Below are 14,835 nucleotides of genomic sequence, written 5' to 3'. Positions count from 1 at the left end.
GTGATTACTACGTTTTTAATTACCGAAAACCACCGTCGCGCGGGCCCCCACCCCGGGGTAATGAAACCCAACCCTCGGGGGGGCGGGGCGGCTTCCTGCCGCCCGGCCCACGGTCCGTCACACCCGTTTTCCCCTGAGGAGTTGTTCCCCACATGAGCAGGAAGAGGTCGGTGCCGAGGCCGACCCGCACCAGAGTGTCCGCGATCATCGCGGGCACGCTGGTCGGGTCGCTGCTGCCGGCACTGCCGCTGGCCGCCGTCACGGCGGCCGCGGAACCGTACACCAAGCCCTCGGCGGTCTCGCCCGAGAAGCCCGTCAAGGGCTCGGACGCGAAGACCAAGGGCCGCAAGGCCGACACCACCGTCAGCACGGTCGACGGCAAGCACGGCGCCCTGCCCGGCGCGGGCAGCGCCACCGTCGACGTCCCCGGCGAGAAGGGCAAGGCGGTCAAGGCCGGCAAGCTGCCCGTCGCCCTCTCCTCCGCCGGCGCGGCGGGCAAGGCGAAGGTCGAGCTGCTCGGCCAGGACGCCGCCGCCAAGGCCGGGATCAACGGCCTGCTGCTGACCGTCTCCGGCGCCGACGAGAACAGCGGCCTGGCCGTCGACTACTCGTCCTTCGCCCAGGCCGCCGGCTCCGGCTTCGGCTCCCGGCTGAAGCTGGTCCGCCTGCCCGAGTGCGCGCTGACCACGCCCGACCTGCCCGAGTGCCGGGTGCAGACCCCGCTGCCGGGCGGCAACGACGTGGCGAGGCAGACCGTCGCCGCGGACGCCCTGACCACGGCCCCGGCCGGGTCGATGCGGCTGGCGTCCGCGCCGGGCGCGATGGTGCTCGCCGCCACGGCCGGCAGCGCCGGTCCGAGCGGCGACTACAAGGCCACGCCGCTGACCCCGGCGTCCTCCTGGTCGACCTCGCTGAACAGCGGGTCGTTCAGCTGGTCGTACGACATGCCGCTGACCACGATGCCGGGCGGCCTCACGCCGAAGCTCGGCCTCACGTACAACTCGGGCAGCATCGACGGCCGGACGGCCAACAGCAACAACCAGGCCTCGTGGGCGGGTGACGGCTTCGAGCTGTCGCCCGGCTTCGTCGAGCGCAGCTACAAGGCCTGCGCCGACGACGGCGCGCCCAAGACCGGCTCCGCCAGCCCCGGCGACCTGTGCTGGGCGACCGACAACGCCACCATCAGCTTCGCGGGGCACTCCGGTGAGCTGATCCCGGTCTCCGGCGACGAGTGGCGGATCAAGGGCGACGACAACACCAAGGTCACCCGCCTGCGCGACACCGGCCGGGGCAACGGCGACAACGACGGCGAGTACTTCCGCGCCACCACCGCCGACGGCAACAACTACTACTTCGGCTACAACCGCCTGCCGAACTGGTCGGTCGGGAAGCCGGAGACCAAGTCCGTCTACACCGTGCCGGTGTTCGGCAACAACGCGGGCGAGCCGTGCAACGGCGCCGACTTCGCGTCCTCGTGGTGCCAGCAGGGCTGGCGGTGGAACCTGGACCTGGTGGTCGACGCCCACGGCAACGACATCACCTACTGGTACACCCCCGAGACCAACAACTACGGCCGCAACCTCAAGGCCTCCGACCGCACGTCGTACGTGCGCGGCGGGCGCCTGGACCACATCGAGTACGGCCAGCAGCAGGGCGACCTCTACTCGGCGACCGTCAAGCCGATGGGCCGGGTCGAGTTCGGCACCGCCGAGCGCTGCCTGGAGAGCAACGCCGCGCTCTGCGACCCCGCGAAGATCGACACCAACCGCCAGTACTGGTACGACACCCCCTGGGACCAGAACTGCGCCGACGGCACCGACTGCACCGGCAGGTACTCGCCGACCTACTTCACCCGCACCCGCCTGACCTCCGTCACCGCCAGGACGCTCCAGGCGGACGGGAGCTACGCCGCCGTCGACACGTGGACCCTGAACCACAAGTGGGGCACCGCCGACTTCGACTACCAGCTGCTGCTGGACTCGATCCAGCACACCGGCTCCTCCGCCGCCCCGGCCATCACCCTGCCCAAGACCGGCTTCGCGTACAAGCAGTTGGCGAACCGGCTCGACAAGGTCGGCGACGGCCGCATGCCGTTCATCAAGCAGCGGCTGGGCACCGTCACCGACGAGCAGGGCGGCCAGATCGACGTCAACTACTCCGCTGCCGCGTGTGACTGGAACGCCCTGCCCACGCCGCAGTCCAACACCACCCGCTGCTTCCCGCAGATGTACCAGCCGTCCAACGACGTGCCGGTGACCACGGAGTGGTTCAACAAGTACGTCGTCGAAGCGGTCATCGCCACCGACCGCACCGGCGGCGCGCCCGACATGGTCACCCACTACAGCTACCTCGGCGACGCCGCCTGGCACTTCGACGACGAGGACGGCCTGACCCCGGCCAAGCTCAAGACCTGGTCCCAGTGGCGCGGCTACGCCCACGCCCGGGTCGAGACCGGCGGCGTCACCGGCATGACCACCCAGGCCGACCACTACTTCCTGCGCGGCATGGACCAGGACCGCGACAACCCCGGTGACAAGAACAGCAAGCGCGGCGTCACCGTGGACGACGGCCAGGGCACCGTCCTGACCGACGACCAGGCCTGGGCCGGCTACGAGTACCGCAGCGAGCAGTACGACAAGCCCGGCGGCGTGATCCTCTCCAAGTCCGTCAGCACGCCGTGGAAGAAGGAGACCGCCAAGCGCTCCAACGACTGGGGCACCACCACCGCCAACCTCACCGGCACCCAGGCGACCCGGTCCTTCACCTCGCTCGACAAGGGCGCCGGAGCCTCCTGGCGCGAGACCCGCACCGCGACCTCGTTCGACGGCTACGGCCGTACGACGCAGACCGAGGACCTGGGCGACGTCGCGGTCGGCACCGACGACACCTGCACCCGCACGACGTACGCGGACAACACCGCGGCCTGGATCCTCACCGGCAGCATCCAGATCGAGATGGTCGCCGCCAACTGCTCGGCGGCCGTGAACCGCGACACCCAGGCGGACGGCACCTCCGCGGTGCTGTCGGACATCCGCACCCGCTACGACGGCCAGGCCTACGGCGCGGCTCCCGTCAAGGGCGACGCCACCACCGTGCACACCCTGAAGTCCCGCTCCGGCAACCGCGCCACCTACCTGGACGGGACGACCCACTACGACGCCTACGGCCGTGCCGACAGCACCACGAAGCTGGCGTCCACCACGGTGTTCGACACCACCGGCGCCACGGGACCGGTGACCACCGCCAGCCCGCTGGCGCAGACCACCACCACCGGCTTCGCCCCGGCGAACGGCCGGCCGACCAAGGTCACCACGACCGGGCCTCCGGTGGTCGCGGGCAACCCCGCCACCGCCATGGTCTCCGTCGCCGACCTCGACCTGCTGCGCGGCCAGACCGTCGACACCGTCGACGCCAACAACCGCCGCACCGACAGCCTGTACGACGCGCTCGGCCGCACCCTCAAGGTCTGGCTGCCGAACCGCTCCAAGTCGACCGGCCAGACCCCGAACCACGAGTTCGGGTACACCGACAACGACGGCCAGATCCGCGTCGTCTCCACCAAGGCGCTCAACGCCGACGGCTCCCAGGCCACCGCGTACACCCTGTACGACGGTCTCGGTCGGGCCCGTCAGACCCAGTCCCCCGGGGACAACGGCGGCCGGGTCCTGACCGACACCTTCTACGACGAGCAGGGGCAGGCCGCACTCGCCTACGCCGGCTACTACGCGACCGGCGCGGCCTCCGGCACCCTGTTCAAGGTCGAGGACGCCACCGGCGTCGAGACCCAGACCGCCGTCGCCTTCGACGGCCTCGGCCGCGTCGTCAAGTCCACCACCCTGGCGGGCAACGGCGTCGGCACCCCGATCGCCACCACGCTCACCGAGTACGGCGGCGACCGGGTCACCGTCACCCCGCCCACCGGCGGCACGCCGGCGACGACCATCACCGACGCCCGCGGCCGGACCAGCGAGATCCGCCAGTACCGCGGGGGCTCCCCCGGCGGCGCCTACGACACCATCCGGTACGGCTACGACCCGGCCGGACACACCACCCAGCTGACGGACCAGTACGGGACGCAGTGGAACTGGACGTACGACCAGCAGGGCCGTCAGGTCAAGACCGTCGACCCCGACTCCGGCACCTCGGTCAAGACCTACGACGACCGCGGCCGGCTGGCCACCAGCCGGGACGGCAACAACCAGACCCTGGCGTACACCTACGACAACCTCGACCGGCAGACCGAGCTGCGCTCCGGCTCCGTGTCGGGCCCGCTGCTCACCTCGCAGACCTGGGACCCGTCCGGCAACAAGGGCCTGATCTCCTCGGCGACCCGGTACGCGACCGTCGGCGGCACCACCTACCCGTACACGACCACCTGGTCGCTGTACGACGCGCTGGGCCGCCCGACCCGCAGCACGCTCAATGTGCCGTCCGTCCCCGGCCAGGAGGCCCTCGCCGGGAACTACGTCAGCGGCACGATCTACCGGCTCGACGGCAAGCAGCAGAGCATCAGCTACCCGGCGGCCGGCAACCTCGCCGCCGAGTCGGTGGCCTTCGGCTACGACGCCCTCACCCGGATGACCACGGCCCAGGGTCTGAGCAGCTACCTCACCAACCAGACCTACAGCCTGACCAGCAAGCCGCTGCAGAGCACGCTGTCCGACGGGACGGCGAACAAGCAGCTCTACCTCACCAACGCCTACGAGTGGGGCACCCAGCGGCTGGCGTCCAGCCGCACCGACCAGTACGGCGTGGCGAGCCCGCTGCGCGCGGCCGCCTACACCTACGACCAGGTCGGCAACGTCACGTCGATCACCGACACCTCGCGCGCCGGCACCGACCGGCAGTGCTTCCAGTACGACTACCTGGCCCGGCTCACCGAGGCGTTCACCCCGAGCGGCACCGGCTGCCCGGCCACACCCGACGCCAAGGCGCTCGGCGGCCCGGCCCCGTACTGGACGAGCTGGCAGTTCAACCCCGACAGCACCCGGGACACCCAGACCCGGCACGACACCACCGGAGACCCCGCCAAGGACGTCACCACCAAGTACAGCTACCCCGGCCCGACGGCCGCCCAGCCCCACACCCTGAAGGGCACCAGCGGCGCCGGCGTCCTCGCCGAGACCGCCGGCTACGACCCGGCGGGCAACACCATCGCCCGCCACCGGGACCTCACCGCCGGAGCCACCAGCGACCAGGCGCTGACCTGGGACGCCGAGGGCAAGCTCGGCAAGGTCGTCGACACCGTCAAGAACGGGCCCGTCACCAGCACGAAGACGACGGAGTACCTCTACGACCCCAGCGGCAGCCGGCTGACCTCGCACGTCCTGGACAGCGCCAACCCGGGCGCCGAGAACTGGACGCTCTACCTCGGAACCACCGAGCTGACCCTGACCAAGGGCGCGGCCAAGCCCGTCGCCACCAGGTACTACTCGCTGGGGCAGGCCTCGGCCGTCCGGACCGACGACAACAAGGTCGCCTTCCAGGTCGCCGACCACCACTCCACCGCCGAGCTGAACGTCGACGCGTCCACCGGCGCCGTCGCCCAGAAGCGGACCACGCCGTACGGCGAGCAGCGCGGCGCGGCGCCGGCCACCTGGTCGGGCAGCCACGGCTTCCTGGGCGGTGTCACCGAGCCCACCGGGCTGGTCCACCTCGGAGCGCGTGACTACGACCCGTCCCTGGGCCGGTTCCTCAGCATCGACCCGGTGTTCGACCCGGCCAGCCCCAAGGAGCTGAACGGGTACGCCTACTCGGGCGGCAACCCGACCAGCACCAGCGACCCCGACGGTCGCAAGATGTGCGCCGACGACTGCTCCGGCAACGACATGGCACTGCACGGCTGGGTCGGCATGAACGGCGCCTTCCACGAGCCGACCATGGGCAATCAGTGCGTCACCAACTGCACCGACGACGGTGACGACGACGAGGTTCCCAGTACCCGTGGCGGCGGTGGCGGTGGCGGTGGCGGATCGCCGTCCCCGACCAAGACCACCGCAGGTACCCCGGAGAACCGCAAGAAGTGGCACGAGGCCCGGGTGGCCTGGCTGATGCAGCCGGACAACCCGATCATCGGCGAGTACCTGGAGAAGATCCGGGAGATCAACAAGAAGTACTGCCACCGCTCGGCCCGGGACGGCTGCCAGTGGGCCAACCTGGCTCAGGACATCGTCGACCGGAACTACGTCGAGGACATCGCCGGCCGGATCGACGAGTCCGACACCCCCTTCGATGAGAAGCGGTTCAAGACGCTGACCAAGAAGGGGAGCAATCTCACCACCCTGTCGCTCAGCAACAGCGAGTACGCGATAGCTTTCGAACTGGCCCGGAGCGGCGCCCACGTCAAGGCGCCCCTCGACACGGGCGGACGGGACGGAAAGGGCTTCGACGCCTGGGTCGACGGGGTACCGTCCGAGTTCAAGCAGACCAAGCCCGGGGACAATGCCGTCCGCCACAACATGTCGAAATCCAACGGCAAGGGTGCGGTGCGTACGTACATCCGTATGCCGGACAACTATTCCGCCAAGACGGCCATGTCAAGCCTGAACGAATACCTACGGAACGAAAGTTCGGACTTCCAGGAGTACCACATCTGGGCAGCCGGAGACCCGGGGGGCTGGACCATCAACGGTAGGATCGGTGGCGACTACAAGTGCAAGGGCCACGGGTGCTGAACCATGTCGACCGATGCCGCCATCCTGGTGAGACGACCGACCGGGCCCGCTCTCACCGCTCAGGAGATCGCCGACGTCCTCGCACCGACCACCGACCCGCTCACTGCTCCGTGGCACCACACCGTGGGCGCGGACGGATCGAAGTTCCGTTTCCGCCTGAGTACCAAGCCCGGTGACCTCGCCGGGGCTGCCTTCGACGGGCCGTCCAGTGGTCGGGAGCGTGACTATGACTGCTTCATCCACGTGTCCATCTACTGGACGACCGAGGAGACCGACGACAGCATCGGTTCCCTGCGAGCGTTCTGCCGGTTTCTGGTCGCCAAGCTGCACACCGCGTGGCCGGAGGCGGAGTCGGTGTTCGAGGTCGATGAGGCCTACAGCTACCGCGTCGATCTGCGGGAGCTGTCGGAGGGTACGGTCGACCTGCGGCTCGGGAGCGAGGCTCCGCTGACCGCACCGGGCTTCTCCCTGGTCGAGGCGGCCAACCGCGCCGCCTCGGGCACCGGGCTGGTCTTCACCGAGGACGAGCCCGGCCGGCACGTCGTACCGGCTGAGGAGACGGGCAACTCGGTGGCCTACACCGTGTCGTCCCGTGCGGAGGAACTCCCCTTCGCCGCCGGGGCCCGCTCCGGCGCCGCCGCGGTCGACGCCCGGCAGCTGGGCGAGTTCACCGAGCGCCTGCTCGCCGAACTCGCCCGGCACACCGCCGGCGCCGACCTGGCGTGCTGGGTGAACGACCGGCTCTACCGCTACGAGGTGGAGCTGACCCCGCTCGGCTGACCGGACGGGAACACACAGGGCGGCAGCACCGGTTCGGCCGGTGCTGCCGCCCTGTGGCATGTCCGGGGGTCCTCCTGGGGTGATCTCAGTGGGGCGCCGGGGCGGCCGAGGGGCCGGGGTCGGCTGAACCCGCCCGCACGCCCGCCGACCGCGGGCGTCAGCCGGTGGCGCCGTCGGTGAGCTCGCGGACGATGTCCAGGTGCCCCGCGTGGCGGGCGTACTCCTGGAGGACGTGGAACAGGATCCAGCCCAGGGTGGGCCGCGGGGTGCCGTCGTCGGGGAAGCGGCCGCCGGGTGCGGCGACGGTGGACAGGGGCGTGCCCGACACGACGGCCCGGGTGTGCTCGCCGCCCGCGTGCAGCGCGGCGAGGAGTTCGGCGGCCGTTTCCTCCGGCCCGACGTACCAGCGGTCCTCCAGGCCCCGGTCGCCCCAGGGCGCCGGGACCTGCTCGGCGCGGAAGCCCCAGCGCAGCCAGCGCTGCTCCATGTGGACGAGGTGCTTCAGCAGTTCGAGCATGGTCCATCCGGAGGGGAGCCGGCTGGCGCGCAGCTCCGCGTCGGACATCCCCTCGGTCTTGGCGCCGATCACGGAGCGGTAGTAGTCGAGGTAGTCGAGCAACAGCTCACTGGGGTCGGAGAGTTGCTGGTCGGGCTCGGGCAGGGAGATCGTCATGGGCCGAGTCTGCCACGGCGTCGTGCCGGTACCCACGACAGCGCGGTGCACCGGTTTTCCCCCCGCATTGCTCGCCTTCTGGCGAGGAATTACCTCCCCATTACGTCATCGGCGAAGGTATTCGGCCAACTTGCTGCACAGAGGGTGACGCGTTCAGACCAAAAATGACACTGTTCCTTCCCATCTCATTCGAACCACCAGCTCTACCGGGCGGCGTCACCCCAGGCCGCCCGGCTGACTCCGGCCCCCGAACCCGGGCCGTCGCAGAAGGAGTTCCGTGTGACTCGATCCCCCCGAAAGTCCACCACCGCGGGCGCGTTGCTAGTCGGCGCCGCGATGGTCGTGGCCGCTCTGACGCCCGGCGTCGCCGCCGCCGACACTCCTGCCGGGACTCCCGCCGAGGCCCCCGCCGGGGTCCAGGCCTTCGCCGGCGCGATGCCGGTGCAGCTGTCGCCCGAGCAGCGCGGCGAGCTGCTGGCCTCCGCGGACGCGTCCCTGGCGAAGACCGCGAGGTCGCTGAACCTGGACGCGAAGGAGGCGCTGGTCGTCAAGGGCGTCACCAAGGACGCGGACGGCAGCCTGCACACCCGCTACGAGCGGACCTTCGACGGACTCCCGGTGCTCGGCGGCGACCTGGTCGTCCACACCGCCCCCGACGGCACCACCAGGGGCGTCACCAAGGCCACCGAGGCGGACATCGCCGTCGACACCACTCCCAAGGAGAGCGCCGACGCGGCGAAGGGCCTCGCGCTCGACAGCGCCGGGAGCGCGAAGGTCACGGAGGCGGCGGCCGACGATGCCCGCAAGGTGGTCTGGGCCGCGTCCGGCACCCCGCGGCTCGCCTGGGAGACGGTGGTCACCGGTACGCAGGAGGACGGCACGCCGTCCGAACTGCACGTCATCACCGACGCCGACACGGGCAAGAAGATCTTCGAGTACCAGGGCATCGAGACCGGCGTCGGCACCAGCAAGTACTCGGGCCAGGTCACCATCGGCACCTCGGCGGTCGCCGGCGGCTTCGCGATGACCGACAACACCCGCGGCGGCCACAGCACCTACGACCTGAACGGCACCAGCGGCACCAGGACGCTGTTCACCAACCCGACCGACACCTGGGGCGACGGCACCGTCGCCAACCGGCAGACCGCGGCCGTCGACGCCGCCTACGGCGCCCAACTCACCTGGGACTACTACAAGAACGTCCACGGCCGCAACGGCATCAAGGACGACGGCGTAGGCGCCTACACCCGGGTCCACTACGGCAAGAACTACGTCAACGCGTTCTGGTCCGACGCCTGCTTCTGCATGACCTACGGCGACGGCGCGGGCAACGTCAAGCCGCTGACCTCCATCGACGTCGGCGCCCACGAGATGACCCACGGCGTCACCTCCGCCACCGCGAAGCTGGTCTACAGCGGCGAGTCCGGCGGCCTCAACGAGGCCACCTCCGACATCATGGCCGCCGCGATCGAGTTCTGGGCCGACAACCCCGAGGACAAGGGCGACTACCTGGTCGGCGAGAAGATCGACATCCGGGGCGACGGCAGCCCGCTGCGCTACATGGACAAGCCCTCCAAGGACGGCCGCTCCAGGGACTACTGGTCGGCCGACGTCGGCTCCGTCGACGTCCACTACTCCTCCGGCCCGGCCAACCACTGGTTCTACCTGGCCTCCGAGGGCAGCGGCGCCAAGACCGTCAACGGCGTGGCCTACGACTCCCCGACCTCCGACGGCCTGCCGGTGACCGGCATCGGCCGGGACGCGGCGGCCAAGATCTGGTACCGGGCGCTCACCACCTACATGACCTCGTCGACCAACTACGCGGCCGCCCGCACCGCCACCCTCCAGGCCGCCGCCGACCTGTACGGGAAGAACAGCACGACGTACCAGAACACCGCCAACGCCTGGGCGGCCATCAACGTCGGCCCGCGCGTCGTCGACGGCCTCCTGCTGGAGCCCGTCGCCAACCAGATCACCGCGATCGGCACCTCCGCCGACCTCGGGGTCGAGGCCTCGAACCTCAACCCCGGCATCGTCACCTACCACGCGACCGGCCTCCCCCTGGGCCTGACGCTCCACCCGGTCACCGGCCGCGTCACCGGCGTCCCGGCCCTCCCGGGCACCTACACGGTCACCGTCACCGCCCAGAGCTCCCACCGCGGCAGGACGTCGACGACGTTCACCTGGCGGGTCTCCCCGGGCATCTTCGCGAACAGCACCTCCCTGCCGATCCCGGACGGCGGCCCGGCGGTCTTCTCCGACATCGTCGTCGACCGGCTCCAGGGCCAGGCGCCGAGCGACCTCAAGGTGAGCGTGGACATCAAGCACACCTGGCGCGGCGACCTGGTCATCGACCTGGTCGGCCCGGACGGCACGGTGTACTCGCTGAAGAAGGGCAGCTTCAGCGACTCGGGCGAGAACGTCATCGAGACCTACACGGTGGACGCCTCCGCCCAGCCCGCCAAGGGCACCTGGCGCCTCCGCATGCAGGACACGTACCGCGGCGACTCCGGCCACCTCGACGGCTGGAAGCTCATCTTCTGACCGCACCCGCACTGAGCACGGCCCCCTGAGGCGATCCGGTCGGCGACGGCATCCACGCCATCGCCGACCGGATCACCTCTTTCACGTGCGGCACTGGCCGCCACCCGAGATCAGCCGGGGAGCCACGACCCACGGGCGGGCCGCCCGAGTCGCACGGTACGAAGGGCGGTGTTCGCGGGTGGGCGTTCACAGCCGTCGACGGTTCTAGCACCCCCGACGGGCCGTCATCCCGCCGTTCCGTCCGGGATGATCGCTCCGGCGTCCGCCGTCCACGCGCGCCCGTACGGATCCTCCGGCCCGCCTCGGCCGATCGGCCCGCCGGTCCCCTCCCGCGCCTGGCGCAGCCGCTCCGCGGGTGCACCGCCCACCAACCGCCGCCGCTACCCGCTATCCGCTATCCGAGCGCGAGCATCGCCTCGGCGACCGTGCCGACCGCCGCGTCGGGGATCGCGGTGGCGCCCCCGTCGAGGACGAGCAGTCGCGCCCCGGGGATGGCGCGCGCGATCGCCTCGCCGTTGCCGACGGGGAAGAACCGGTTGCGGCGGCCGTGGACGACGAGGACGGGGACCCCGATCCCGGGCAGGCGCTCGCGCCAGCGGGGTGTGCAGTCCAGCCCGGCGAACACGGTGCCCAGGTGGTTGGCCGTCTGGACCGGGGGCGCGGTGCCGGGCGTGCGGTCCCAGATACGCGCGGCGACGGCGCGGGCCGTGATCGGGTCGTCGCCGAGGATCTCCGCGCCGGTGGCGGCGAACTCCGCGACCGCCGTACGGTCGCTCCAGTCGGGCGCGGGGCGGGCGAACAGGCGGCTCATCGTCGCCCGGTCGTGGTCGGGGAGGTCGTCGTCGGGCGGGCCGGGGGCGACGGCGCGGGTGTTGACCAGGGTGAGCGCGGAGAACGCGCCCGGGTGGTCGAGCGCGGCCACCTGGGCGACCATCCCGCCGACGCCGGTCCCGGCGAGGTGCGCGGGCGCCCCGCCGAGCGCGTGGGCGAGGGCCGCCGCGTCGGCGGCGAGGTCGCGCAGGGTGTAGCCGGGTGCCCGCGGGTCGGTCGTCGTCGACTCCCCGCTGTCGCGCAGGTCGTAGCGCACGGCGCGGCGCCCGCCGGCGGCGAGGCGTTCGCAGAGCGCGTCGGGCCAGGAGAGCATCGTCGGCCCGCCCGCGAGCAGGACGAGCGGCGCGTCGACGTCACCGAACGACTCGACGCCCAGGGCGGTCCCGTTGACGGAGACGGTGGCCATCCCGGGTCACCGGGCGTCGTCGTCGTGCCCGAGGCCCCGGTCGGGCAGGCTCATGTCGCCGGTCCTCGGCGTGCCGTCGGCGAGCCCGTAGCGCAGGTACACGGTGCCCTGCGCACCCGCCACCGGCGGTTCGAGGAGCGTGAGGTTGGTGGGCACCGCGCCGTCGTCGAAGACCTTCTTCCCGACGCCGAGCACGATGGGGTGCACCCACAGGTCGAGCCGGTCGAAGAGCTTCTCTCGCAGGAGGGTCTGCACCAGGTTCAGGCTCCCGACGACCTTCACGTTCCGGTGCCGGTCGCGGACTGCGCGCACCGCGCCGGCCAGGTCCGGGCCGAGCAGCGTGGATCCGGCCCACGGGAGGTCGGGGGTACCCCGGGAGGCCACGTACTTCGGGACGCGGTTGAAGAGTTCGGCGATCTCGCCCTCCTTCTGCTGCGGCCAGTAGGAGGCGAAGAGGTCGTACGTCCGCCGGCCGAGCAGGAGGGCGTCCGTGCCCTCGTACGCGGCGAGGATCTGCGCGCCGGTGACCTCGTTCAACAGAGGTGCCTGCCAGCCGCCGTACGGGAACCCCTCCGGGTCCTCGTCGGGCCCGCCGGGCGCCTGCCCGACGAGGTCGAGGGTCGCGAACAGTTCGATCTGGATGAGGCCCATGTCTGTGCTCCCGGTGGGGGGTGAGGTGGTCGTCCCGGTCGAGGTGTAGACCTTCCGAGGCCGGAAAACTCATCGCCACGCCGGTGCCCGGTTTCCCCACCCGCCGCCGACTCGCCGACCGACTCACCCCCGATGCTCCCCTCAGGGTCAGACGGGCGGCAGCAGGTCGCTCCCGCTGACGGTGTACGTCAGCGGGGGGTAGCCGAAGTCCGTCTCCTGGTTCTCCCGGCGCCGCAGCCGGTAGAACTCCCGGCTCTGCTCCTCGTCGGCCGCCGTCAGGCGCGCGCCCTGCGGGAGGTGGGCGTGCCCGTCGCGGAACCGCAGGAGGGTCTTGGAGGTACGGAAGGTGACGCCCAGCCACTGGTTGTCCGCCGCTTCGGCGGGCGCGTCCAGGACGATCCTGTGCCGGAGCCTGCGGTTGACGTCGACGGAGAACGCGACGACGCCGTGGTGGTTGAGCGGGATCTCGAACCCCTCACCGCCACCGGGCTCCTTCGGTTCGAAGACCAGCTTCCGGGGCGGGCCCGCCTCGGGGCGCCGGTAGCAGGAGAAGACGGCGATGAACGAGCCGTCGGCGAGGTCGAGGGCCTGGTCGGAATGGCCGCCCATGGTGGTGTAGGCGTTCGTGTAGCGCTCGATCAGGGCGTTGTCGAAGCCGACCGGGACCGCCGTACGGTCCTGGACGCGTTGCGCCAGCCGTTCGTGTACCGCCCGGAAGCGCTGCGCCGGGCTGCCGTACCGGGTGGTGGTGCGGACGAGGGGCACGCCGCCCGCCTCGTCGGGCCTGGTCAGCACGGCGCCCTGCCGGCCCTTGCCCACGTCCTCCCAGCGGGTCGACGCGGACAGCTCCGCGAAGAGGTCGTCCTCCGTCGGCAGGGCGTAGGAGAGGATCCCGTCCGGGGCGCTAGATCCGAGGGGCACCGTAGTCTCCCGAGTTCATGCTGAAGAGGAGTTCGTCGCCGTAGTCGATGAAGGACGAGGTCCTGTTCTCCTCGGCGTACAGCCTGCGCAGCTCGTCCATGCCGGCCTCCGTGGGCGGCTCCAGCTCCACCAGGCCTCCGGCCGCCTCCTTGAGGTACGTGCGGCCGTCCTTGTGGACGGCTTCGGCGTTCGAGCAGCGCACCACGTATCCCAGGCGGGTCGGGAGCAGCCCGGCGTCCAGGGCCGAGGGCCGGATCTCGTGCGTGTACAGGCGGTTGGTGGACAGCGGCATGAGCAGGACGGAGCCGGGGTGGAGGGTCAGGGTGAACTGCGGGGGGAGCCCTACCCCGTCGTGGGCCCCGGCCGGCTCCTTGAGGCGGAAGTGCAGCCTGGTCAGCCCGCTGACACCCTTCACGCCCTGGTCGAAGGCGTCCCCGGCGAGGGGCCGCAGCCCGTCGAGCCGGTCGTAGAAGGTGCAGAAGGCCATGATGCCGTTGGCGGGCATGTCCTTGGTCTTGTCGGCATGGGCCGAGATCCTGGCCTTGGACTGCTTGCGCCCGACCGTGGCACGGGTGTTGTGGTAGATCTGCGCGAGGACGTGGTTCAGCGGCGCCTGGTCCCGGAAGACGGCGGCGGCCTCGCGGTTCAGCGCCTCGACGATGCGGGTGTCGGTCGGGCGGAAGCCCTCGGTCGGCCCGGAGAGGTTGGTGGAGCACCGGAGCAGGCGGAAGTGCAGTTCGTCACCGTCGCGCGTGACGGGCGTCAGGTAGATGCCGCTGCGGTGGGCCGATCCGGGCTTGGTGGACTCCGTCAGGGACTGGAACTCGTGCTCCGCGCGGATCCGTTCGAAGTGGTCGTCGCCGGGCGCGAAGAAGCGGCGGTAGTAGACGCCGACGCCGTGGACCCGGACGGGCACCCGGCCGAGGTCGACGGGGGTCCAGGGGCCGTCGGTGTCCTCATGGAAGCCGTGCGACAGCTCCCGGATGACGAACACCCGGGCGGCGGCGTCCAGTTGGCGGCGGCTGAGGCCGGAGAGGTCGCCGCAGAGGTAGACGGTCTTCCCCGCGAGGTCGGGCGGGCGGGAGGCGAGGTCCTCCGGCGTGATGGTGGAGCCGAAGAAGTCCCTGGCCACGTCGGTGTCTTGGAGTACCGAGGGCGCGACCAGGACGGTGTCCGCGTCCTCGATGCGGGCTTCTGTGCGCTGTGGTGCGTCCATCAGGCGGTACCTGCCGTGTACGGGAGCCCCGGAGGACCTCTCGAAGCCGTCGATAATGACAATGGTCCGTCGCCGTACCCCCCCCCCCCCCACCCGGGGGGGGGTGGGCCGGGCCCTTGTTGCCCCGTGTCTCACCGTG

At 71.1% G+C, this 14,835-nt stretch carries 8 protein-coding genes; 3 read left to right on the top strand and 5 right to left on the bottom strand.

Annotated features, from left to right (window positions below):
- The first annotated feature begins 152 nt into the window (after window positions 1-152).
- Together ACWDCZ_RS34825 and ACWDCZ_RS34820 are read left to right on the top strand one after the other, a co-directional pair.
- Complete coding sequence (locus ACWDCZ_RS34825; RefSeq protein WP_449817962.1) at window positions 153-6,674, top strand: RHS repeat-associated core domain-containing protein; 6,522 nt, start codon at window positions 153-155, stop codon at window positions 6,672-6,674.
- 3 nt (window positions 6,675-6,677) lie between these two features.
- Window positions 6,678-7,454, top strand: coding sequence for a hypothetical protein (locus ACWDCZ_RS34820; protein ID WP_449813705.1), 777 nt, complete (start codon window positions 6,678-6,680; stop codon window positions 7,452-7,454).
- A gap of 157 nt (window positions 7,455-7,611) precedes the next feature.
- Here the strand turns inward: ACWDCZ_RS34820 and ACWDCZ_RS34815 are convergent, their stop codons facing one another.
- On the bottom strand, window positions 7,612-8,127 hold the full coding sequence (locus ACWDCZ_RS34815) for a DinB family protein (protein ID WP_449817961.1): 516 nt from the start codon (window positions 8,125-8,127) through the stop codon (window positions 7,612-7,614).
- A gap of 336 nt (window positions 8,128-8,463) precedes the next feature.
- Here ACWDCZ_RS34815 and ACWDCZ_RS34810 point away from each other — a divergent pair, with 336 nt between their 5' ends.
- Entirely contained in the window at window positions 8,464-10,671 is a 2,208-nt protein-coding gene (locus ACWDCZ_RS34810) for a M4 family metallopeptidase (RefSeq protein WP_449817963.1), read from the top strand.
- A 394-nt stretch (window positions 10,672-11,065) separates the two neighbouring features.
- Here the strand turns inward: ACWDCZ_RS34810 and ACWDCZ_RS34805 are convergent, their stop codons facing one another.
- From ACWDCZ_RS34805 to ACWDCZ_RS34790, 4 genes are all read right to left on the bottom strand, one after another.
- Entirely contained in the window at window positions 11,066-11,908 is an 843-nt protein-coding gene (locus ACWDCZ_RS34805; RefSeq protein WP_449817960.1) for an alpha/beta fold hydrolase, read from the bottom strand.
- A gap of 6 nt (window positions 11,909-11,914) precedes the next feature.
- Window positions 11,915-12,559, bottom strand: coding sequence for a dihydrofolate reductase family protein (locus ACWDCZ_RS34800; protein ID WP_387972324.1), 645 nt, complete (start codon window positions 12,557-12,559; stop codon window positions 11,915-11,917).
- Window positions 12,560-12,706: 147 nt separating this feature from the next.
- Window positions 12,707-13,480 (bottom strand): hypothetical protein, encoded by a 774-nt coding sequence (locus ACWDCZ_RS34795; RefSeq protein WP_449817959.1) that lies wholly within the window; start codon window positions 13,478-13,480, stop codon window positions 12,707-12,709.
- Complete coding sequence (locus ACWDCZ_RS34790; RefSeq protein WP_449817958.1) at window positions 13,464-14,696, bottom strand: hypothetical protein; 1,233 nt, start codon at window positions 14,694-14,696, stop codon at window positions 13,464-13,466. The genes ACWDCZ_RS34795 and ACWDCZ_RS34790 overlap by 17 nt, the downstream gene beginning before the upstream one ends.
- Between the last annotated feature and the right edge of the window lie 139 nt (window positions 14,697-14,835).

This window comes from Kitasatospora sp. NPDC001225, from assembly GCF_053597855.1.
This window is presented reverse-complemented; position numbering and strand designations above follow the sequence as displayed.